Annotated in this window: 21 protein-coding genes and 2 tRNA genes; 18 read left to right on the top strand and 5 right to left on the bottom strand. The window is 59.9% G+C overall.

Annotation, left to right across the window (positions count from 1 at the left end; all coding sequences use genetic code 11):
* Positions 1-79: 79 nt before the first annotated feature.
* From CPA54_RS03760 to dnaE, 9 genes are all read left to right on the top strand, one after another.
* Positions 80-367, top strand: coding sequence for an HU family DNA-binding protein (locus CPA54_RS03760; protein WP_043559910.1), 288 nt, complete (start codon positions 80-82; stop codon positions 365-367).
* A 92-nt stretch (positions 368-459) separates the two neighbouring features.
* Positions 460-534 (top strand) — tRNA-Val (locus tag CPA54_RS03755).
* A 20-nt stretch (positions 535-554) separates the two neighbouring features.
* A complete protein-coding gene (locus CPA54_RS03750; protein WP_249085543.1) occupies positions 555-1304 on the top strand; it encodes a biotin--[acetyl-CoA-carboxylase] ligase in 750 nt (249 codons plus the stop codon).
* 10 nt (positions 1305-1314) lie between these two features.
* On the top strand, positions 1315-2148 hold the full coding sequence (locus CPA54_RS03745; RefSeq protein WP_043559914.1) for a type III pantothenate kinase: 834 nt from the start codon (positions 1315-1317) through the stop codon (positions 2146-2148).
* 18 nt (positions 2149-2166) lie between these two features.
* Complete coding sequence (locus CPA54_RS03740; protein WP_043559916.1) at positions 2167-3825, top strand: ribonuclease J; 1659 nt, start codon at positions 2167-2169, stop codon at positions 3823-3825.
* 12 nt (positions 3826-3837) lie between these two features.
* Positions 3838-5154 carry a proline--tRNA ligase gene (gene proS, locus CPA54_RS03735; RefSeq protein WP_249085542.1) on the top strand — a complete coding sequence of 439 codons (1317 nt, stop codon included), beginning with the start codon at positions 3838-3840 and terminating at the stop codon, positions 5152-5154.
* 2 nt (positions 5155-5156) lie between these two features.
* On the top strand, positions 5157-6404 hold the full coding sequence (locus tag CPA54_RS03730; RefSeq protein ID WP_043559921.1) for a lipoprotein-releasing ABC transporter permease subunit: 1248 nt from the start codon (positions 5157-5159) through the stop codon (positions 6402-6404).
* Positions 6397-7095: an ABC transporter ATP-binding protein gene (locus CPA54_RS03725; protein WP_043559924.1), complete on the top strand. Its 699-nt coding sequence runs from the start codon at positions 6397-6399 to the stop codon at positions 7093-7095. Before CPA54_RS03730 ends, CPA54_RS03725 begins: the two co-directional genes overlap by 8 nt.
* Positions 7096-7142: 47 nt before the next feature.
* The gene (gene dnaE, locus CPA54_RS03720) at positions 7143-10571 is read left to right on the top strand and encodes a DNA polymerase III subunit alpha (protein WP_086431448.1); all 3429 of its coding nucleotides are present in this window, start codon (positions 7143-7145) and stop codon (positions 10569-10571) included.
* Positions 10572-10610: 39 nt separating this feature from the next.
* On the opposite strand, the gene CPA54_RS03715 is transcribed toward dnaE, so the two are convergent.
* The 4 genes from CPA54_RS03715 to CPA54_RS03700 form a co-directional block, all read right to left on the bottom strand.
* The gene (locus CPA54_RS03715) at positions 10611-11507 is read right to left on the bottom strand and encodes a hypothetical protein (RefSeq protein WP_103791304.1); all 897 of its coding nucleotides are present in this window, start codon (positions 11505-11507) and stop codon (positions 10611-10613) included.
* A gap of 54 nt (positions 11508-11561) precedes the next feature.
* A complete protein-coding gene (locus tag CPA54_RS03710; RefSeq protein WP_249085541.1) occupies positions 11562-13388 on the bottom strand; it encodes a cobaltochelatase CobT-related protein in 1827 nt (608 codons plus the stop codon).
* Between the two features lie 5 nt (positions 13389-13393).
* On the bottom strand, positions 13394-14362 hold the full coding sequence (locus CPA54_RS03705; protein ID WP_043559934.1) for an AAA family ATPase: 969 nt from the start codon (positions 14360-14362) through the stop codon (positions 13394-13396).
* A gap of 127 nt (positions 14363-14489) precedes the next feature.
* Positions 14490-15098, bottom strand: coding sequence for a J domain-containing protein (locus tag CPA54_RS03700; protein ID WP_043561138.1), 609 nt, complete (start codon positions 15096-15098; stop codon positions 14490-14492).
* Positions 15099-15240: 142 nt separating this feature from the next.
* On the opposite strand from CPA54_RS03700, the gene CPA54_RS03695 reads away from it, so the two are divergent.
* Together CPA54_RS03695 and CPA54_RS03690 are read left to right on the top strand one after the other, a co-directional pair.
* Positions 15241-15522: a BolA family transcriptional regulator gene (locus CPA54_RS03695; protein ID WP_227431452.1), complete on the top strand. Its 282-nt coding sequence runs from the start codon at positions 15241-15243 to the stop codon at positions 15520-15522.
* Positions 15519-16151 (top strand): outer membrane lipoprotein carrier protein LolA, encoded by a 633-nt coding sequence (locus tag CPA54_RS03690; protein WP_249085540.1) that lies wholly within the window; start codon positions 15519-15521, stop codon positions 16149-16151. The genes CPA54_RS03695 and CPA54_RS03690 overlap by 4 nt, the downstream gene beginning before the upstream one ends.
* Here CPA54_RS03690 and lipB read toward each other — a convergent pair.
* Positions 16135-16827 (bottom strand): lipoyl(octanoyl) transferase LipB, encoded by a 693-nt coding sequence (lipB, locus tag CPA54_RS03685; protein ID WP_081563491.1) that lies wholly within the window; start codon positions 16825-16827, stop codon positions 16135-16137. The genes CPA54_RS03690 and lipB overlap by 17 nt on opposite strands.
* A 92-nt stretch (positions 16828-16919) precedes the next feature.
* Between lipB and CPA54_RS03680 the strand changes: the two genes are divergently transcribed.
* The 7 genes from CPA54_RS03680 (at position 16920) to CPA54_RS03650 (ending at position 22452) form a co-directional block, all read left to right on the top strand.
* Positions 16920-17005 (top strand) — tRNA-Leu (locus CPA54_RS03680).
* 235 nt (positions 17006-17240) lie between these two features.
* Complete coding sequence (gene galU / locus CPA54_RS03675) at positions 17241-18110, top strand: UTP--glucose-1-phosphate uridylyltransferase GalU (protein ID WP_081563219.1); 870 nt, start codon at positions 17241-17243, stop codon at positions 18108-18110.
* Positions 18111-18124: 14 nt separating this feature from the next.
* A complete protein-coding gene (gene pgmG / locus CPA54_RS03670) occupies positions 18125-19534 on the top strand; it encodes a phosphoglucomutase/phosphomannomutase PgmG (protein WP_249085539.1) in 1410 nt (469 codons plus the stop codon).
* Positions 19535-19591: 57 nt separating this feature from the next.
* Complete coding sequence (locus tag CPA54_RS03665; RefSeq protein WP_249085538.1) at positions 19592-20341, top strand: ComF family protein; 750 nt, start codon at positions 19592-19594, stop codon at positions 20339-20341.
* A gap of 32 nt (positions 20342-20373) precedes the next feature.
* Complete coding sequence (gene grxC, locus CPA54_RS03660; protein WP_081563490.1) at positions 20374-20634, top strand: glutaredoxin 3; 261 nt, start codon at positions 20374-20376, stop codon at positions 20632-20634.
* 40 nt (positions 20635-20674) lie between these two features.
* A complete protein-coding gene (locus CPA54_RS03655) occupies positions 20675-21094 on the top strand; it encodes a DUF2147 domain-containing protein (protein ID WP_043561145.1) in 420 nt (139 codons plus the stop codon).
* A gap of 116 nt (positions 21095-21210) precedes the next feature.
* A complete protein-coding gene (locus CPA54_RS03650) occupies positions 21211-22452 on the top strand; it encodes a lactonase family protein (protein WP_081563215.1) in 1242 nt (413 codons plus the stop codon).
* Positions 22453-22486 lie beyond the last annotated feature (34 nt).

Below are 22486 nucleotides of genomic sequence, written 5' to 3'. Positions count from 1 at the left end.
TCATAGTGCAGGTGTAAATCGCAATATGTGATTCTGGCCTCTTTGCGAGGCTGTCTCACCAAACGTTGAAAGGCTTACCATGGAGAAACCTCTGAACAAGCAGGAACTCATTGCTTCCGTTGCCGAGGCCGCTGATCTTCCCAAGGCGAAGGCTGGTGATGTCGTGGATGCCGTGTTCGGCACCATCGAGAAGACCCTGGCCAAGGGGCAGGAAGTTCGCCTGGTAGGCTTTGGCAGCTTCGTGACAGCCACCCGCAAGGCTGCCAAGGGCCGCAACCCGCGTACGGGTGAAGAGATCGACATTCCGGCTTCCACGTCCGTGCGTTTCAAGCCGGGCAAGGGCCTGAAGGATGCCGTCAGCAAGTAAGCTGGCATCGTGGAAACGGGGAAGATAATTTTCTGAAAAAAAATGAGAATTCCCCGTTGCGCTCCGTGAGGCTTTTGCCTATAAACCGGGGCGGGCAATTAGCTCAGCGGTAGAGCGTCTCGTTTACACCGAGAGGGTCGGCGGTTCGATCCCGTCATTGCCCACCATCTTACATTCAAGTTTTTTTATGACCTGGCGTTTCGAATATCATGAAACGCTGGCATCCACTTCCGATCTCTGTCGGGAACGGGCTGAAGCCGGCGAAGAAGACAGGCTGGCCGTTGTGGCAGAGCGACAGAGCGCAGCCCGGGGAAGCCGGGGGCGTAGCTGGCAGAGTGGCGAGGGAAATCTGGCATTTTCCTTTCTTTTCCGTTTTTCCGAAAATCAGGCCATGCGGGCGGTTCTGCCCTATATGGTGGCTCTGGCCCTTCGTGATGGGCTCGTGGCTGCAGCGGATCTGTCGGGGGAGGCTTCAGCCTCGCTATGGCTGAAATGGCCGAACGATCTTCTGCTTTCAGGCCGGAAAATGGCAGGTATTCTGATTGAAACCGGTTTTCTGGCAGCCAGGGCAAAGGGGCTGCCCTGTTGGGCGGTCATAGGCATGGGGGCCAATCTGCGGCAGGCTCCGGTCGTGGAAGGCCGGACACTCGCAGCCCTTTCCGAGGTCTGCTCTCCGCCGGATGCCCAGGCCTGCGCCCAGGCCATCGTGCGGGCGTTCGATGGATGGATGGAACGCTGGCAGCGTGAGGGCAACGGTGTGATCTGGGAGAGCTGGATGGAGCGTGCTCATCCTCTGGGTACTCGACTGATCCTTCGAAGACATGGTAGGGAAGTAGCAGGACAATTCGCCGGGCTTGATGCGCAGGGACATCTTCTGCTCGCACTGGACGATGGTGGCATGACCTCGGTCGTGACGGGTGATGTGATCTGTGAGTAAGGGAGGGGATGTGCTGCTCGTCATTGATGCTGGCAATACAAATGTGGTTTTTGCCGTTCATGATGGCGAGGCATGGGTAGGACGCTGGCGCATCTCGACGGATGATCGCAGAACGGCGGATGAATATGCCGTCTGGCTGCTGGCCTTGATGGAACGGGCAGGTCTGGGCCCGGATTGTGTAACGCAGGCCATTATCGGGACGGTGGTTCCGGCTGCGTTGTATGATCTGCGGCGCCTGTGCCGTAGCTGGCTGCATGTGGAGCCTCTTGTGGCCAATCATGAGCTGGACTGGAACATGGATGTGCTGGTGGATACGCCGGCAGAGCTTGGGGCTGACCGCCTGCTGAACGGCCTTGCCGCCCGGCAGCTTTACGGCGGGGGCCCGCTGGTGGTTGTGGATTTTGGTACGGCGACAACCTTCGATGTTGTCGATGCTCGGGGCCGCTATTGCGGTGGAGCGATTGCACCGGGGGTCAATCTCTCGATGGATGCCCTGCATCAGGCAGCGGCCCGTCTGCCCCGTGTCAGTGTTGGCCGGCCGGTGGAAGCAATAGGCCGCAGCACAAGTGTTGCGATGCGATCAGGCCTCTTCTGGGGGTATGTAGGTCTGGTCGAAGGGATTGTTCACCGCATTGCCGGTGAGATGGATGGACGTCCCCGGGTTGTGGCGACGGGCGGTCTGGCTCCGCTCTTCTCCGAGGGGACAACGTTATTTGATGAAGTGGCACCCGACCTGACGCTGGAGGGACTGCGCCTCCTGGCCGGGCAGAACAGGGACCGTTTCATCACCGATTTTTCCGGGCAACAGGCCCATACCGCCTTCGGGCACCCTGATAATTCTTGAACAGGAACTGATGCGTTTATGACAGACCAGAAGAGTGATTTTGCCTTCCTTCCCTTGGGAGGGACGGGCGAGATCGGCATGAATTTCAACCTGTACCGCCTGCGCGAAAATGGTGAGGAACACTGGCTGGCCATCGATTGTGGCATCGGCTTCTCCGGCAATGATACGCCGGAAGCCGACGTGCTGATGTCCGATCCGACCTTCATCGCAGAACGGAAAGACAGTCTGCACGGGCTGGTCATTACCCACGCCCATGAGGACCATGTGGGGGCTGTAGCCCACCTCTGGCGGCAGATGCGCTGTCCTGTCTACGCCACGCCGTTCACGGCAGCCGTGCTGCGGCGCAAGCTGAGCGAGGCGAACCTTCAGAACCAGGTCGTCATCCACATCATCATGCCGGGTTCCCGGTTTGAGGTCGGGCCGTTCGATCTCCAGTTCATCCCGGTAACCCACTCCATTGTGGAAGCCCAGTCCGTCGCCATTCGCAGTCCGTATGGCATTGTCATTCACACCGGGGACTGGAAGCTGGACCCGACTCCGCTTGTCGGCCCCGTGACGGACGAGGATGCCTTCCGTGCATTGGGTGATGAAGGCGTGTTGGCCATGGTGGGTGACAGCACCAATGTCATGAAGGAGGGGCGGTCCCAGTCTGAGGCGGATGTCCGTGTCGGCCTGACGGAAATGATCGCCGGGCTGGAAGGACGTGTGGCCGTGACGTGCTTCGCCAGCAACGTGGCTCGTGTGGAGAGCATCGCCAAGGCTGCGCTCGCTTCTGGCCGTGAGGTGATGGTGGTGGGACGCTCCCTGCGCAATCTGGAGGCCGCCGCCCGGGAATGTGGCTACTTTGCCGATCTGCCGCCTTTCCTGACGGAATATGACATCAAGGATGTTCCTGATGAAAACCTGCTGATGATCATTACGGGGAGCCAGGGTGAGGCCCGCTCCGCCCTGTCTCGTATCGCCTGTGATACCCATTCCACCATTTCCCTGGGGGAAGGGGACACGGTGATTTACAGCTCCCGTGTCATTCCGGGGAATGAGCAGGCCGTCATGACGGTGCAGGACAATCTGACACGCCGTGGCGTGACCGTGCTGACGGACAAGGATGGCATGGTGCATACATCCGGCCATGCAACGGGTGGGGATATCCGCCATCTCTACAGCCTTGTTCGCCCCCGTTACAGCATTCCCACCCATGGGGAATGGCGCCATCTGACAGCCCACGGGGCTTTGGCCCGTGAGGCCGGTGCTGAGGCCGTGCTGCTGGAGGATGGTGACATCCTCAATCTGGGGCCGGGGCCGGTCGAGGTGGTCGATACGGCTCCGACGGGCCTTCTGGCTCTGGATGGTGACCGCCTTCTGCCCATGACGGGCGGTGTGCTGGCGGCCCGTCGCCGGATGCTTTTCAATGGCGTGGTGCTGGCCAGCTTTGCCGTGGATGATGAGGGTTATGTCATTGGCGAACCACGCATCAGTGCACCAGGTCTTCTGGAGCGGGATGACCCTGAAAGCACCCGCATCCGTGAAGAATTCGCCTATGCCATTGATGAGATTCCTGATGAATTCCGTCAGGACGATCAGGCCTTCCGGGATGTGGCCCGCACAGCCCTGCGGCGGGCACTCGGCCGCAAGCTGCGGAAGCGTCCGCTGGTTGATGTCCATCTCCTGCGCGTCTGAGGGAAAAAGAACATGCGGTTAAGTCAGGCATTCCAGCCTACTCTGAAAGAAGTCCCCGCCGAGGCGCAGATTGCCTCACACCGGCTGATGCTGCGGGCGGGGCTTGTGCGGCAGACATCCTCGGGCATCTATACATGGCTGCCCGCCGGGCTGCGTGTCCTGCGGAACATCGCCACCATCGTGCGGCAGGAGCAGGACCGGATTGGCGGACAGGAAATCCTGATGCCGACCGTTCAGTCCGCCGATCTGTGGCGGCGTTCCGGCCGTTATGATGCGTACGGACCGGAGATGCTGCGTCTTGAGGACCGGCACGGGCGTGAGATGCTTTACGGCCCGACCAATGAGGAAATGGTGACGGACCTCTTCGGCAGCACGGTGAAATCCTACCGTGAGCTGCCGAAGATGCTCTACCATATCCAGTGGAAGTTCAGGGACGAGGTCCGTCCCCGCTTCGGCGTGATGCGCGGCCGTGAGTTCTACATGAAGGACGGTTACAGTTTCGACCTGTCCTATGAGGATGCGGTGAGCAGCTATTACCGCATCATGCTGTCCTACCTGAAGATTTTCCGCCGTCTTGGTGTGCAGGCCGTGCCGATGGCGGCCGATACGGGGCCGATTGGTGGCGAGCTGAGCCATGAGTTCCTCGTTCTTGCTCCGACAGGGGAGAGTGAGGTCTTCTATGATGCTGGCTGGGACGAGATTGACTGGGACAGCATCGGCCTGGACCCGCAGAAGGAGGAAGACCTTCAGAAACTCCGTGAGATCGTGAAGACGACCTATTCCGCCACGGATGAAAAACATGACCTTTCCGCCTGGGAGGCCGTGCCGGAAGACCGTCGTCGTGGTGGCCGGGGCATCGAGGTCGGCCACATCTTCTATTTCGGCACGAAATATACCGAATCCATGGGTGTGGAAGTGAGCGGTGCCGATGGTGCGCCCCTGCATCCGCACATGGGGTCCTATGGCATCGGGGTGTCCCGTCTGGTCGGGGCCATCATCGAGGCGTCTCATGATGAGGCCGGGATCATCTGGCCGGAAGAAGTGGCTCCCTATCGGGCAGTTCTGCTCAACCTCCGCCCCGGTGACGAACTGTGTGACCAGCTCTGTGAATCCATCTATAGCCGTGACCCGGAAGGGCTGCTCTATGATGACCGGTCCGACCGTGCCGGGGTGAAATTCAATGATGCCGACCTGATGGGTCATCCGTGGCAGATCATTGTCGGTCCCCGTGGGGCCAAGGCGGGCATGGTGGAGCTGAAGCACCGTGCCTCCGGCGAACGCAGCGAACTGTCTCTTGATGAAGCTCTGGCGAAACTGGGGCTTGGCTGAGCATGTTCGGGCGGTTTGAGCGAACGGTTGCCCTGCGTTATCTGAGGGCCCGCAAGGGGGAGCGTTTTGCGTCGGTCATTGCGCTGTTCTCCCTTGTCGGCATCTCTCTGGGGGTGGCGACGCTCATCATCGTCATGGCCGTGATGAACGGCTTCAAGGCCGACCTCATGGGCCGGATTCTCGGCCTGCATGGAGACCTGAATGTCTATGCCTATGGGCAGGTCATCCGGGACTACAAGGATGATGCCGCATTGATCCGCAGGGTGCCCGGCGTGACGCAGGTCCTGCCCATGACGCAGGGCACGGTCCTTGCGGAGGCGGGGCGTTATTCCACCGGGGCGATGCTGGAAGGGCTGGCACAGGAGGACCTGCGGAATTGGAAGGCTCTCAGCGATGGAATCATGGAAGGCAGTCTGGATGACTTCCAAGGGGATTCCGCCGTTGCCGTGGGGGTCACGCTGGCCGAGCGGGCCGGGCTGCATGTCGGTTCGTCGCTGACCATTCTCTCGCCCAACGGGCAGGCCACGCCATTCGGCACGATGCCACGGGTGCGGAAACTGCACGTGGCCCTGGTCTTTGATGCCAACTGGAATGACTACAACAGCAACATCATTCTCATGCCACTGGCAGCCTCCCAGAAATTCCTGATGATGGGAGACGGGGTCTCGCTGATGCAGGTCAGCACCTCCGACCCGCTGAATGTCAGGCCGGTCAGCCGCCAGATCACGGAGGCCTTGAATGATCCCCGTCTTCAGGTGCTGGACTGGACACAGAGTGCCAACGGTTTTCTGGATGCCGTGACGGTAGAACAGAACGTGATGTTCCTCATCCTTACGCTCATCATTCTGGTGGCGGCCTTCAACGTGATCTCCTCGCTCATCATGATGGTCAAGGACAAGACACGGGACATCGCCGTCCTGCGGACTTTCGGAGCCAGCCGGGGCAGCGTGATGCGCATTTTCCTCATGTGCGGAGCGTCTGTTGGCGTCGTGGGGACCGTGGTGGGGACGGGGCTGGGCATCTGCTTCGCCCTGAACATCGAGCGGATCCGTCACGTTCTGGAATCCCTGACGGGCACGGACCTGTTCAATCCTGAGGTCTATTTCCTGGCCCGGCTGCCGGCCCGTCTGGTCTGGTCGCAGGTTGTGGAAGTCGCCGTGCTGTCGCTGGCCCTGTCCCTGCTGGCCACGCTGTATCCCTCATGGCGTGCGGCGAAGACCGACCCGGTGGAGGCCCTGCGTCATGAGTGACACGAAACAGACCACGGTTCTGACGCTTGAGAAGCTGGGGCGGTCCTTCCGTTCCGGGGATGAAGAACTGCACATTCTCCGGGAGGCTGATCTTTCCCTGAAAAGTGGTGAGCTGGTTGCCCTCGTGGCCCCGAGCGGCACGGGCAAGTCCACGCTGCTGCATCTGGCTGGCCTTCTGGAACGCCCCGACAGGGGAGAGGTTCTTATCAGGGAGAAGGCCACATCCAGACTGGGTGAGGCGGGACGGACGGCCTTGCGGCGGGATGAAATCGGCTTCGTGTATCAGTTCCATCATCTGCTGCGGGAATTTACGGCTGTGGAGAATGTCATGCTGCCCCAGCTTGCGGCAGGCGTGAAACCTGCCGAGGCCCGGAAGCGGGCAGAAGACCTGCTGGTCCGTTTTGGGCTGTCCCATCGGCTGGAGGCCCTGCCGGGACGCATGTCCGGTGGGGAGCAGCAGCGTACGGCCATCGCCCGTGCGCTGGCGAACCGGCCCAGCCTGCTGCTGGCCGATGAGCCGACGGGCAATCTGGATACGAAAACCGCCGATCTCGTCTTCGCTGAGCTGATGCGTGTGGTGCGGGAAGAGGGCGTGGCGGCTTTGATCGCCACCCATAATGAGGCTCTGGCGGCGGCGATGGACCGTACCGTCACGCTGGATGAAGGGCGGATCGTTCCTTTTCAGGGGTAGGGCGTTTTCTGTTCCGCCCCGGCGCGGGGGCGTGGTAAATGGGCGGCATGTCCTATGCCAGCTTTGTCCATCTCCGTAATCACTCCGCCTATTCCCTCAGCCAGGGGGCGATTCGTGTCTCCGAGCTTGTGGAGCTGGCCAAAAAGAATGCCATGCCCGCCGTCGCCCTGACGGACAGCGGCAACATGTTTGGCGGGCTGGAATTTTCCCAGAGCTGCCGCAAGGCCGGTGTGCAGCCCATCATCGGGTGCCAGCTGGCCCTGCCGTCAGCTTCGGGCAGGCCCGGCGTTCCGGCGGAACCGCTGGTCGTTCTGGCCCGGACGGAAGAAGGGCTGGAGAATCTTCAGTATCTTTCCACGCAGGGCTTCTTGAATGGGGATTCGGCAGATCCGTCCATGCCGCTGGACGTGCTGTGCAGCCGTGCCGGTGGGCTGTTCCTGTTGACGGGTGGCAACCGGGGGCCGATCAACCGGCTCCTGCTGGGGGAGCAGAGGGCTGCGGCGAAGCAGATGCTCGAGCGTCTCAGGGAGGCCTTTGGGGGGTATGTGGCCGTCGAGATCAACCGGCTGGATGAAGCTGGTGAGGAGATCACGGAGCCGCAGCTGATCGCTCTGGCCGATGAGCTGGACCTCCCGCTTGTGGCGACCAATGAATGTTTTTTTCCTCGACCGGAACTGCATGAGGCGCACGATGCGCTGCTCTGCATCGCCCAGGGGCGTACCATGGCGGAGGAAGACCGCTGGCGTGTGTCCCGTCAGGCATGGTTCAAGACTCCGGATGAAATGCGGAAGCTCTTCCATGACCTGCCGGAGGCCTGCGACAATACGCTGGTGATCGCCCGTCACTGTGCCGTGGCGGTGAATACCCGCAAGCCGCTCCTGCCTGTCTGTCCGAAAGTTCGTGAAGGCAGCACGGAAGAGGAAACCCTGCGGGCCATGGCGCAGGAAGGGCTGGAGAAACGTCTGGCTGTCATGAAGGATGGGGAGAACCGTCGGGCCGAGTACGAGGAGCGGCTGGAGACCGAGCTGAAAATCATAGCCGATATGGGCTTCCCCGGTTACTTCCTCATCGTGGCGGACTTCATCCAGTGGGCCAAGGCGCATGACATTCCGGTGGGTCCGGGGCGTGGGTCCGGTGCTGGATCACTGGTAGCCTATGCGCTGACCATCACGGATATTGATCCCATTCCGTTCGGGCTGCTTTTCGAGCGGTTCCTGAATCCCGAACGTGTATCCATGCCGGACTTTGATATCGATTTCTGTCAGGACCGGCGGGATGAGGTCATCCGCTACGTGCGGAATGAATATGGCCACGAACGTGTGGCGCAGATCATCACCTTCGGGAAACTCCAGGCCAAGGCGGCCGTGCGGGACGTAGGGCGTGTGCTGGGTCTGCCTTATGGCATGGTCAACCGTGTGGCGGAGCTGATCCCCAACAATCCGGCCAAACCGACACCACTGGCCCAGGCCATTGAGGAAGAACCCCGGCTTCAGGAGATGCGGGACACGGATGAGATGATCCGCCGCCTGCTGGAGATCGCCCTTCAGCTGGAGGGATTGTACCGCCACGCCTCGACCCATGCGGCCGGTGTGGTGATCGGGGACCGTGATCTTGTGGAGCTTGTGCCTCTCTACCGCGATCCACGAAGTGAGATGCTGGTCACCCAGTACAACATGAAGTTTGTGGAGCAGGCCGGGCTGGTCAAGTTCGACTTTCTGGGGCTGACGACCCTGACCATTCTCAAGCGGGGGGTCGATTTCCTGCGGGAGCTGGGGGAAGAGGTGGACCTCTCTCATATTCCGCTGGATGACAAGAAAACCTTCGAGATGATGGCCCGGGGAGACACGGCGGGCGTGTTCCAGTTCGAAGGGGCGGGCATGAGGGACATGCTCAAGCAGATGGCTGCCAGCCGTCTGGAAGACCTGATTGCCGGCGTGTCGCTCTACCGCCCCGGCCCGATGGAAAACATTCCTGAATATTGCCGCCGCAAGCATGGGGCACCGTGGGAGCCGCCTCACGAGGAAATCCGCCCGATTCTGGAAGAGACCTACGGCATCATGGTCTATCAGGAACAGGTGATGCAGATTGCCCAGAAGATGGCGGGCTACAGCCTTGGCGGGGCCGACCTGCTGCGGCGGGCCATGGGCAAGAAGATCGCCTCGGAGATGGAGAAACAGCGGGCCATTTTCTGCGAAGGGGCTACGAAGAGGGGCATCCCTGCCGAGAAAGCCGAAGAGGTGTTCGACCTCATGGCCAAATTCGCCAATTATGGCTTCAACAAGTCTCATGCTGCCGCTTATGCCTTCGTGTCCTATCAGACGGCCTGGATGAAGGCGAACCATCCTGTTCCCTTCCTGGCAGGCTGCATGTCTCTGGCACGGGAAAAGACGGAAAAGCTGGCGGCTCTCTGCCAGGAAGCCAGACGCATGGGGATCCCTGTCCTGCCGGTGGACATCAATAAATCCCAGGCCGATTTTTCCATCGAGAGGATGGAGGACGGGCAGCTGGGCATCCGTTACGCCCTGGCAGCGGTCAAGCGGGTTGGTTTCGTGGCTATGGAAGGGCTGGTGCAGGACCGTGGAGAAAAGCCGTTCTGCGATCTCACCGATTTTGCCGAACGGTGTGATTCCCGGCACATCAACAAGATACAGATGGAGAGTCTGGCCAAGGCAGGTGCGTTCGACAGTCTGGAGCCAGACCGTCACACCGTGTTTGCCAGTGCGGAGATCATCCTGCGGCGGGCGCAGTCCCGGGCGCAGGAGAAGGAAGTGGGACAGGCCGGTCTGTTCGGTGGGGGTGTCGATAGCAGCCTGCGGGAGGTCCTGCGGTTGAAGAAGGTCCGTCCCTGGCCGGATTTTGAGCGTCTCTCTCATGAGGCCGGGGTAATCGGGTTCCATATGAGTGCCCATCCGCTGGATGCTTACAGGCAGGTGCTGCGCCGACTGGGGATCACGCCTGCTCTCCAGCTGGAGAGCAGGGCGCATCAGGGTGTATCACGTGTTTCCATTGCGGGCTGTGTGGTGGACAAGAAGGAGCGTCCCACCAAGACCGGCAAGAAGATGGCATGGGTCACCCTGACGGATGCCAGCGGTGGCTGCGAAGTCACGTTATTTTCGGAAACATTGCAGAGTTGCCGGGACATGCTTGTGGCTGGGCAGGCTGTCCTGGTGCAGGCGGAGCTGAAATTGGATGGAGATGCCCTGCGTATCACGGCCAATAGCGTGCAGGACCTGGAAACAGCCGCAGCCAATGAGCAGGGAGAGCTGCGTATCTGGATTGATGATGAGGCAGCTCTGGCCCCCCTTCATGACATGCTGGCAGAGGTCAGGGGCGGGCGGGGGCGTGTCGTGCTGTTGCCTACTCTTGAGGAGACGCAGGCGATTGAGATCAGGCTGCCGGGTTTCTATCGTGTCACACCCCGTCTGGCGGAGCAGATGCACACACTGGAAGGAATCAGAAAGCTGGAACAGGCCTGAAACAGAAAGCCCCGCCTGTCAGGGCGGGGCGCTGTGGCATCAGAAGGGGATGGGAAGTTCGACACCATTGACCTTGACGGTGCCATTCTTCACGACGATGTGCCAGCCAACATGGTGGTCGGGTTCTCTGGCGCTCATGAAGCGGGCAATGAGCAGGGCGGCTTTGAGTTCTGTCGGGGCTACCCTGTTGACCCGATCGATCATTTCGCCGATCCGCCCAATGGAAAGGTGAACATCCGCCTTGAGGTTTTTTGTTCCTTCACCTGCCACGACCGTGCCCGTTCCAGTCACATCGCTGCCGTTGATGACGGTCTGGAACCTGTTGATGGTCAGATGATAGGGGGGCTGGGCTGCCGGTGTGAAGCTGACATCGCCAGACAGGGTCGGTGGCAGCAGGATGGCGCCGGGGGAATGAAGACCACTTGCATCAAACACGACATGAATGGTCGGTGTGGTGCTGAGGACATTCACATGTGCCGAGCTGGCGGTGGAGACCCGGTCTGGCCGGGTCATGGTGATGCCGCTCCAGTGCAGTTCTGGCAGGGTGTTTTTCACCTCTTCCACTTCGGGCAGAGGCTGTGTGGAGCAGACATCCGTCATGCCACGGTGATAGGCTGTCAGGGCAGCATAGGCGACCGCCGCATTGAGGCGGGTCAGGGCGGCCTCATCCATTTTCTGTTTATGGTCAACAGCCGTGGCGGAGACGACCGAGATGCGGTGCTGCGTGCCTGTCAGCTCGGCTTTCATGCCCTGGATGGTTACGCCATGGCCGGTCCTGATGACCTGGCCGGGAGAGTAGGTAAAACAGTCCGCCGAAAGGTGCGGCAGTGTATCGGCCGCTGCCGTGGGCAGGAGGGACTGGCTGCTCAATGCCAGCAGGGAGAGGCCGGCTGCTGCGGCCAGCGTGCGGAAAGGACGGGCAGGATGATGTCGCATGATGTTTTTGAGAGTGGCGGAGTCCGGGGCGCCTGACAATGGGGGAGAGGAAAATTATCCTCTCCGTCCCTGCCGGGCAGAGCGTGGGGCAAAAAGGGCTGTCAGCTGGGCTACCATGGTGTCCCCCAGGTCTTCGGCTGAACTGATGGTTACGCTGTTGGCGTAATATCGTGTGACGTCATGACCGATGCCAATGGCCAGCAGTTCCCCGGATGGATCATTTTCCAGCTGATGGATGACACGGTGCAGATGCAGGTCCAGATATTCTGGCCCATTGGCGGAGGAGGTACTGTCATCGACTGGTGCGCCATCGGAAATCACCATGAGGATGCGACGATGTTCCGGACGGTGTCTCAGGCGTTTCCATGCCCAGAGAAGGGCCTCGCCATCGATGTTCTCTTTCAGCAGGCCTTCCCGCAGCATGAGGCCGATGTTGCGGCGTGCCCGCCGCCATGGCGTGTCTGCCGATTTGTAGATGATATGGCGTAGATCATTCAACCGTCCCGGTTTTGGTGGCCTGCCGTCCTGTGTCCATTTCACACGGCTTTCTCCGCCCTTCCATGTCCGTGTGGTGAACCCGAGAACTTCGACCTTGATGCCGCAACGTTCCAGCGTGCGGGCCAGAATGTCCCCACAGATGGCCGCTGTCGTGATGGGACGGCCCCGCATGGAGCCTGAATTGTCGATCAGCAGTGTGACGGTCGTGTCCCGGAAGTCGATCTTGCCTTCCTGCTTGTAGGAGAGTGGCAGGGAGGGGTTGCTGATGATGCGGGGCAGACGGGCTGCATCAAGAATGCCGTCTTCCTGATCGAAATGCCAGCGACGCTGCTGCTGGGCCAGCAGCTTCCGTTGTAGCCGATGGGCCAGACGGGAAACAAAACCTTGCGTCTGCTGGAGCTGCTCATCCAGTCTTTCACGGAGCAGGTCCAGCTCGGCCGGGTCGCAGAGATCGCTCGCATGGACCTCTTCGTCAAATTCCTGCGTATAGGCCTGATAGCCCCCAAGCCCCTTTACGGGACAGGGCCGTTCCTCTTCCGGCTGGGCAGAAGGACCTGCTGGCTGTTCGTATCCATGTTCACCCTCTGTCAGGATGGTTTCCATCTCATCAGAGGACAGACCTTCCGGGTTTGCTGATTCGTCGGAATCGTCGCTCAGGGCTGCCTGGGCATCTTCAGCCGTGCTGTCTTCTTCTTCCTGCCCGTCCGGGTCAGGGGCAGAGGATTCGCCACTTTCTGTCTGGTCGTCCTGGCTCTGCCCACGGGATTTTGAAGGGTCCGGCTCTTCTTCGGCTTCGCCTGTCTCCTTCAAGGTAAGAACATGCACGAAACGCTGGGAGGCTTCATTGAAGAGTGTCTGGTCGTTCTGCACGTCAGCCAGACGGGCCAGAGCCTCACGGGCCCTGGGGGTAAGGGACTGGCGCCATGCGGCCAATGCCGGCCCGGTCATGCTTTCCGGCAGTTTGCGGCCAGAGAGGGCCTCCCGTGTCAGCAGTTCCAGTGCGAGCGGCATGGGCATGTCGTCCTGCACAATCATTTTTGCGCTGTTGAGGGCATGAAGCCGCCGCCCCAGATAGTCTTCCAGATTGGCCTGCACCCCGGCCATGTGGCGGGCCCCATAGACCTCACAACGGGCCTGCTCCATGCCATCGGTGATGGTCTGGGTCTGGGCATCGGGGATGGTGATGCGTTTTTCCGGGTCGTGGTGACGCTGGCGCAGGGCCACGGCATCGGTGGCCCCCCGGATATAGGTCTTGTCCTCGGGAGTGAGAGCCGCACGCTCCAGAGAAGCCAGAGCGGGTGTCATGGGAACATCCTGATGACCACTCAGGGCGCGCTGCGTGGCAAAAGTTGCCTTGCGGAAGAGTTCGTGCGGATCGGACATGAGACTTAACCCAGCGGTGAGGCGTTGAAGCAGCGCTGATAATATTCAGCCACGATGCTGCGTTCGGCTTCATCACATTTGTTGAGGAAACTCAGGCGGAACGCGAAGGGAACATCATTGAAGATCGTGATGTTTTCTGCCCAGGAGAGGACCGTCCGGGGGGAGATGACGGTGGAGATGTCCCCGTTCATGAAACCGGCACGGCTCAGGTCGGCCAGTTCCACCATCTGGCCGATGAGGGTCTCCTCCAGAGCATCGCCCATCTTGGCCTTGATGATGCGGATTTCCTGTTCCTTGGGCAGGTAATTCAGGGAGGTGACAATGTTCCAGCGGTCCATCTGGCCCTGGTTGATCTGCTGGGTGCCGTGATACAGCCCTGTTGTATCGCCCAGCCCGACCGTGTTGGCCGTGGCGAAGAGGCGGAAAGACGGATGTGGGTGGATGACGCGGTTCTGGTCCAGCAGGGTCAGGGCCCCGTTGGCTTCCAGCACGCGCTGGATGACGAACATCACGTCGGGCCGTCCGGCATCATATTCGTCAAAGATCAGGCTGCATGGATTCTGGAGACACCATGGCAGCAGACCTTCACGGAATTCCGTGACCTGCTTGCCATCTTCCAGCGTGATGGCGTCCTTGCCGATGAGGTCGATGCGGGAGATGTGACTGTCGAGATTGATGCGGACGCAGGGCCAGTTCAGCCGTGCGGCGATCTGGTCGATATGGGAGGATTTTCCGGTTCCGTGAAAGCCCTGCACCAGAACACGGCGGTTATGCATGAAACCGGCCAGAATGGCCCGGGTCGTGTCCCGGTCGAACTGGTAGGCGGAGTCGATCTCGGGGACATGGTCCGTCTTCTGTGACCAGACAGGGACTTCGAGATCAAGGTCGAGCCCAAACAGCTCCCGGGCGGATTTCAGGCTGTCAGGTGTCTGGGGCAGTGTCTCGGAGAGGGACTGTGCTGAAGGGAGAGCCATGACATGATTCCTGTCACTAAGTAGGGTGGTACATGGAAGACCGAATGAGTGTCTATCCTATTAAGGACTCTACAGGTACGATTACACAATCACCCGGTCATGAAAAGATGCAGGGAAGGCAAGGCAGCTATCCGGCTCCGGCTGTTGCCTGCTCAGTGCTGTTGGCAAAATGGTCCCGCAATGTGGCGTAGGCCGTTCCGATGACCTTGAAGCGTTCTTCCGCTCTTGGGTCGTCCCTGTTGGCATCAGGGTGATAACGGCGTGCCAGGACACGGTAGCGGGTCTTGATGATTTCAAGCGTGGTCGGCCATTCGAGATCAAGCTGGGCCAGGGGCTCACGTAGGGCTGGCGGGGCCTGCCGTCTCGTTTCGGTCGCCCGGGAAGGGCGACGGTGCCGGTTCAGGATGTCCAGAGGGTCATGCAGATCATCCAGTGTGAAGGAAGCCCGTGCCGAATCGTTGCCTGGCGTGCCCATCTTCCATGAAGGGCGCTGCCAGGAGGTATCTTCCCGCAGGTGGCGTTCGATCTGCCCTGGCGTCATGCCCCGGTAATAGTCCCAGCTGGCATTGTACTGGCGGACATGCTCCAGGCAGAACCAGTAATAGCTGCGCAGGTTGTCCCGTCCCCGGGGGGCCCGGTACCCTGCCGGCCTGTCACAGTCCGGGTGGTCGCAGCATTGCTGGGGGGCGTCCGGGTCCGGTGCGAAGGCTTTGTGTCTGGATGGTTTGCATTGCATGATGGACGATATGGGGAGAGGTCTGGCATGGATGCAAGCATCCTTTTCCTGGTGGGGAAAGATTCCTGTTATGGGCAGGACAGATGGAACCTGTAACTCCGTGGATGAGCGTGGAAGAAAACCGATGAAAAGAGTCGACCGCATGAGGGCAGTACTGGAGGAGGCCCTGAGCCCGTCCATACTGGAGATACGGGATGACAGTGCACGCCACCGGCATCATGCAGCCATGCGTACCCAGGCCCAGGAAAGCCGGGGGCCGGAGCAGGTGGGCGAGACGCATTATCATCTACATGTCGTCAGCCGCCGGTTTGACGGGATGAAGACCCTGGCCCGACACAGGCTTGTGAATGACCTGCTGGCCGGGGAGTTCCAGACGGGCCTTCATGCCCTCTCCCTGTCTCTGGAAGGGGAGAGCCAGCCATGAAGCGCATGATGGCAGGCAGCCTGCTGTTCTGGGCCGGCATGGTGGCGGCTCCGTTGGCTGTTTCTGGTCTCACGGGGTGTGCCACATCAGGCTATGATCATCTTGTCATGAATGACAGGCACGATATCCGTCGGGTGGAGACCTATCTCAACGGGTTGTCGTCCCTTCAGGCGTCATTTGTGCAGGATGGTCCGGCCCAGCAGCAGGGGGATGGACATTTCACCTATGTGCCCGGACGGTTCGAGATGGTGTATGAGGTTCCTCATGCCATGAGGGCCGTGGCCCGTGATGGTCGGTTTGTCCTCCGGAATGCTGATAATGGTGCCGTGACGCACCTCTCTCTCAAGCGGAATCCGCTCGGACTTCTGCTCCGTCATCCTGTCAGTTTTGACAGGGATGTTCAGGTGACGAATGTCTCCCGTGGGACAGAATCGCTCCAGCTTTCCGTGGCAGAGGCTGACAATCCTTCCCAGGGGCTGCTGACCCTCCAGTTTTCTGACGTGCGTGGCCATCTGACCCTTGTTGGCATACAGGGGGTGGATGCCCGTCACCATCATTTTGGTCTCTCCCTGTTCGACGTGCAGGAGAACCAGCCTGTTTCCGAAAGCAGCTTCAGTCTGCCGGAGTAGCAGCTGGATGGATCACAGGGCCGAACAGGGCCGTCCAGCTTTTCAGCAGGGCCCTGTCGGCATCTTCCATCTGTAGGGCTGGGTTGAAGCGTTGCAGGCTGGTCACGCCATAGTCCCGGATGCCGCAGGGGATGATCCCGTCAAAGTCACTGAGTCGTGGCGAGACATTCAGTGAAATTCCGTGCCAGCTGACCCAGCGTGTGACACGGATTCCCAGAGCGGCGATCTTGGTTTCCAGCCCGCTTTCCCTATCGAAACACCAGACGCCGATACGGCCTTCCCGGGTGAAGGCGTCAATTCCCAGCTCCTGAAGGCTCATGATGAGCCAGCGTTCCAGCAGCTGGACGAAGGCCCGTATGTCCCGTGCGGGGAGGGGGCCGTGCGGCTGCGTGAGGTCCAGCATGACATAGGCGATGCGTTGTCCGGGACCGTGATAGGTCCACTGGCCACCCCGTCCGGCTTCGAACGTTGGATAGCCCTGAGAGTTGATGAGGTCTTCAGCCCTGGCAGAGGTTCCGGCGGTATAGAGGGGGGGGTGTTCTGTCAGCCAGATACGTTGGGGGGCCTGCTGATGGTGGATGGCCTCCACCTGCTGGCGCATGAAGGACAGGGCTTCGGGATATGGGCAGATTTTTTTATCCGCCTGCCAGATAATTTCTTTATAAAACCGTGTCATGACCATTGCCCTCCCTGTTCTGATGGGCTATAGGCCATTTCACCGAAGCGGTCACGCCTCAGACGAGGGAAAACGGGACTGCTGATCACGGAGCGGCCGTGGCGGAATGGTAGACGCGCAAGCTTGAGGTGCTTGTGGGGGAAACCCCGTGGAAGTTCGAGTCTTCTCGGCCGCACCATATTTCTTCTGCAATTTGAGGATATGGTCCGTAACATGGGTTCCACCGTGTTACGTCTTTTTCATGAAAAACTGATTGTTGGCATCGGGATGGCCCCTGTATCGAAGATGTACTTTAGGTTACATCTTGGATGGTGGTCTGTTTACCTGTGAACAGCCGCCTTGTGCCGAGATTGATGGATGAGTGCTCTGTCGGATGATGGAAGGCAGGGCAGACAGACCGAGAGAGAGCCGAGATGATCAAGCCATTGAAAAAAGCCGTTCTGCCTGTCGCAGGTCTGGGAACACGCTTCCTGCCGGCGACGAAGGCCATGCCGAAAGAGATGCTGCCCGTCGTGGACAAGCCGCTTATCCAGTATGCCATCGATGAGGCCCGTGCTGCCGGCATTGAGGAGTTCTGTCTGGTTACGGCCCGTGGCAAGGACAATCTGATTGATTATTTTGATATTGCCTACGAACTTGAGAGCACTCTGAGGGAGCGGAAGAAGATATCTGCCATCAAGGCTCTGGAAAGCAGCAGTGTGGAGGCTGGTTCACTGGTGGCTGTGCGCCAGCAGAATCCTCTGGGGCTTGGTCATGCCATCTGGTGCGCCCGCAACTTCATCGGGAATGACCCATTCGCCATTCTTCTGCCGGATGACATCGTCCAGGGTGGGCGCAGCTGTGTGGCCCAGCTGGCTGATGTCTACCATCAGACAGGGGGAAATGTGGTTGCTGTGGATGAGGTCCCCCGGGAGTGGACGGACCGCTACGGTATTCTGAAAATTGGCGAGGATGATGGGCGCAAGGTGGAGGTCAAGGGACTGGTTGAAAAGCCCGCTCCGGCAGATGCTCCTTCCAATCTTGCCATCATTGGCCGGTATGTCCTGACAGCTGACGTGCTCAAGCCACTGTCCGCTCTGAAAACCGGCGTGGGTGGTGAAGTGCAGCTGACGGATGCCATGGCCGAGATGATCGGCAAGGTGCCGTTCCATGGTCTGCGTTATGAAGGCACGCGGTTTGACTGTGGCAGCAAGCTGGGCTTCCTCGAGGCTCAGGTTGCTCTGGCGCTCCAGCGTGAAGACCTGGAAGATGACGTGCGTGCCTTCCTGAAGAAATATGCCTGAGAGGATGTGAGCTCATGACGGGATTCAAGCATCATTTTGAGCCGACCAGCCTGCGGGAATACGATATTCGCGGCATTGTGGGGAAAACCCTTCATGCCGAGGATGCCTATGCGCTGGGCCGTGTTTTTGCGAGCATGATCCGCCGGGACGGTGGGAGCGTGGTGACGGTGGGCTATGATGGCCGCCTGTCATCGCCGGAACTGGAGGAGGCACTGGTCCGTGGTGCCGTGGATTCCGGTGTGACGGTGCGCCGTGTCGGGCGTGGGCCGACCCCGATGCTGTATTATGCGGCTGTCACGGGGGAGTCTGACGGTGCCATCATGGTGACGGGCAGCCACAATCCACCGGATCATAACGGCTTCAAGATGATGCTGAAGGGCAAGCCGTTTTTTGGCGAGCAGATCCGTGAGGTTGGCCGTCTGGCCGCAGCGGGTGACGTCGTGCCCAAGGCAGAAGGGAAGGTCGAGACGATTGATCCTTCTGAAGCCTATATTGAGCGTCTTCTCAAGGATTATGACGGGGAGCGGCCGCTGAAGGTCGTGTGGGACAATGGCAACTCCGCTGCTGGTGAGGTGCTGACCCGCCTGGTGAAGGAGCTGCCTGGTGAGCATACGGTCCTGTACCCTGAAATTGATGGGACCTTTCCGAATCATCATCCAGACCCGACCGTCGAGGGGAACCTGCAGGATCTGATCAGGACCGTCCGTGAGAAAAAAGCGGATATTGGCGTGGCCTTTGATGGCGATGCCGACCGGGTTGGCGTCGTGGATGGCAAGGGAGAGATTCTCTGGGGGGATCAGATTCTCGTTCTGCTGGCCCGTGACGTGCTGAAGAAACACCCGGGAGCGACCATCATTGCAGACGTCAAGGCCAGTCAGGTGCTGTTTGATGAAGTCGGCAAGGCTGGTGGTGAGCCTCTGATGTGGCGGACCGGGCATTCCCTCATCAAGAGCAAGATGGCCGAGACGTCGTCTCCGCTGGCGGGTGAGATGTCCGGGCATATCTTTTTTGCCGATAAGTGGTATGGATTCGATGATGCCCTCTATGGGGCGATCCGTGTTCTTGGGATCGTCGCCCGTCTGCCCGGCACTCTGGCAGACATGCGGGAGGCCCTGCCACAGATGGTCAACACGCCGGAGCTGCGCTTCCCTTGCGATGACACCCGCAAGTTTGATGTCATCAAGGAAGTGGCCGAGCGCCTGAAGAAGGAAGGGGCTGATGTGTCTTCCGTGGATGGCGTGCGTGTGAATACGCCTGATGGCTGGTGGCTGCTTCGTGCTTCCAATACGCAGGCGGTTCTTGTCGGGCGTATTGAGGCGCAGTCTCATGAGGGGCTGGCTCGCCTGAAGAAGGTGTTTGTCAGTCAGCTGGAGGCCTCTGGGCTTCAGGCACCGGATTTTGACGCTGCCGCTGCCGGACACTGAGACCTCGGGGGAAGCACCGCCATCTCGTTTCTGAGGATGGCGGTGCTCTGAGAAAAGGTGGACTGGCTTTGCAGAAGTAAATGGCTTGGGCGGAATGTGCTGGACTGGCTCATTCCGCCCAATTGCGTTTCATGCGGGGAGGAAGTGGCGTCGGGTGGTGGCTTTCTGTGTGGGCGCTGTTTTGCTGGGCTCCGGTTTGTCCATTCTCCCTTCTGTGATGCCTGTGCCCTGCCCATCACGCAGGAGGAGATGGCCGAGCGTGGGATGCTTTGTGCAGACTGTGAAAGGTCTCCACCGCCATGGCACAGGGCACGGGCGGCTTTTCTGTATGAAGGACAGGCCCGCAGCCTTGTCATGGGACTGAAATATGGAAGCCGGACAGAACATGCTGCAGCTCTGGCCCATTTCATGATCCGGGCAGGGGGGGACCTGATAGGACCGGATGTGGTGCTTGTGCCTGTTCCTGTGCATCGTGGGCGTCTGTGGCAGCGTGGATATAATCAGGCGGCCCTGATGGCCATGGCCCTTGCCCGACGGGAAGGGCTTGCCTGCTATCCAGATGCGCTGCAACGGCGGTTCAGGACTGCATCTCTCGCAGGGCTCTCCCGGAAGGGGAGGCGGAGGCAGATGGCGGGAGCTGTCACGCTGCGGCCCCGTTACTGGAGTTTGCTGCGTGGGCGCCGGGTCGTGCTGGTTGATGATATCCTGACAACAGGGGCTACGGCAGAGGTCTGTGTAAAAGCATTGCTTGAGCATGGCTGCCTTTCCGTGGATATTCTTGTGGCAGCCCGGGTGACACTGGCATGACATCCGGCTTTGAGACCAGAAAGGATTGTTACATGCCAAAAGTTGAAATCTACACGCAGCCAGGGTGCCCTTACTGTGTCCGGGCCATCAGCCTGCTTCAGTCCAAGGATGTTCCCTTTGAGGAAATCCATGCCCCTCGTGGTTCTGCGGAGCGGGAAACAGCCCGGGAACGTTCAGGAGGAGGGACGACAGTGCCGCAGATTTTCATTGGCGGCAAAGCGGTAGGAGGGTGCAGTGAGCTCATGCAGCTGGAGCAGGATGGACAGCTTGATGCCTTGCTGGGCCGCGGCTAGGGCGTTGTTCGCCGCTGTTCTTGTTCTTGCTGGGGGTGTGATGGTCACGGTATCCCGTGCGCAGGCTCAGGCGGCATCCAGTCTGGTCGGGACATGGCTGGTAGAGGAAAAAGACGGCATTTTCAGTATTGCGCCCTGTCCGTCGGATGCCAGCCGTCTCTGCGGCTGGCTGGTGGGCATGGATTATACGGAGGCCGAGCCGGAAAAGGATGTCTGGGGACGTTCGGAATGTGGGCTCGAGATCATCAGCAACATGAAGCGCCGCAAGAATGGACAGTGGCATGGGACGATTCTGGACCCGAGGAGCGGGCGGACCTACCAGGCGATCATGTGGCAGGGGAAGGGAGATACTCTCAAGCTGCGTGGCTATGTAGGGCTGAGTCTGTTTGGTGAAACGCAGACATGGAGCCGCATTGCGGCCCCGGTGATCGGCAGGCAGTGCCGCATGAAGATAAACTGATTGATTTTCCAGTCATTTTTCTTCCTATGATGAATGGCTCTTATGGAGAGAGGCCTTTTTTGGTAGCGTTGGCCCGTTCTTCCCGTAGGGGCAAAGTTGAAGGAGAGTAATACGTTATGTCACAGAGTCTTTCCCGGCGCCGGTTTACTCTGGCGCTTGCTGGATTAGGGGCCGCCACGGCCCTGTCGCCTCTGCGGGCAGCCCAGGCCCAGAAGGGGCCGTTGCCCCGTATCCTGTGCTTTGTTGGTGGTTATACGGAGCATGGTCCTCCGGGGGGAGCTGGTAACGGCAAGGGAATCTCTGTCTTCGAGATGGACCGTGATACCGGGTTTCTGACACCGGTTGCCACGTTCATGGACATTCCCAGCCCATCCTTCATTACGTTGAGCCGCAACCGGAAGTTCCTGTACGCTCTCAGCGAGATCAATGATTACGACAAGGCTGGCAGTGGCTCTGTGACGGCATTCTCCGTGGATACCCGCAATGGGACACTGGCCAAGATCAACACTGTCAGCTCCGGTGGTGCTGTCCCGGCCCATCTGAGTGTCCATCCATCCGGGAAGTATCTGCTCGTTGCCAATTACATGGGTGGCAGTGTGGCTGTCCTGCCCATCCATGCTGATGGGTCACTGGGCAAGGCTACGGATGTGGTCCACAACAGCGGGCCGAAGCAGCCGGAACGGGCGGCAGACAATCCGGAAGGCAATTTCGCCGTTTCCGATCATTCCAGTGCCCATCCGCACATGATTGCGACCGATCCGAGCGGTGCGTTCGTTCTGGTGGATGATGCCGGGCTGGACCGTGTCTATGTCTGGAAGCTGGACCTGGCCACAGGCAAGCTCATCCCGGCACAGAAGCCGTTCTACGACATGGAACCGGGTTCTGCCCCCCGTCACTTCGTGTTCGATCATTCGGGCCGTGTGCTGTACAACCTCTGTGAGCAGAACTCCAAGGTCGTGGTGTCCAAGTTTGATCCGCAGACAGGCGCCATCACGCAGATTCAGTCCGTCAGCACCGTGACCTCCCACTTCCGCGGGTCCACGCTGGCTGCGGAAATCCTGATCGCTGAGAGCGGGCGGTTTGTCTATGTTTCCAACCGTCTGGGTGACTCCCTGGCGGTCTTCTCCGTTGGCATGGATGGCACGCTGACGCTGGAGGATGAGGTCTGGATGCATGCCGACTATGGCCGTGCCATGATGTTCGACCCGAGCGGCTCATTCCTGTTCTGTGCCAACCAGCGCTCTGACTCCGTCACGGCTTTCCGTGTGGATCGTGAGACCGGTAAGCCTGTCTTCATGAACCACTTTACCGCCGTCGGCAGCCCGACGACGTTTGCCTTCATGGTGGCGGATTCCTGAGAGGTCTCTTCCCTCGTGAAGTAGAAAAGGCGCC

It is taken from the genome of Parasaccharibacter sp. TMW2.1890 (assembly GCF_023337645.1).
GTDB lineage: Bacteria > Pseudomonadota > Alphaproteobacteria > Acetobacterales > Acetobacteraceae > Bombella > Bombella apis.
This window is presented reverse-complemented; position numbering and strand designations above follow the sequence as displayed.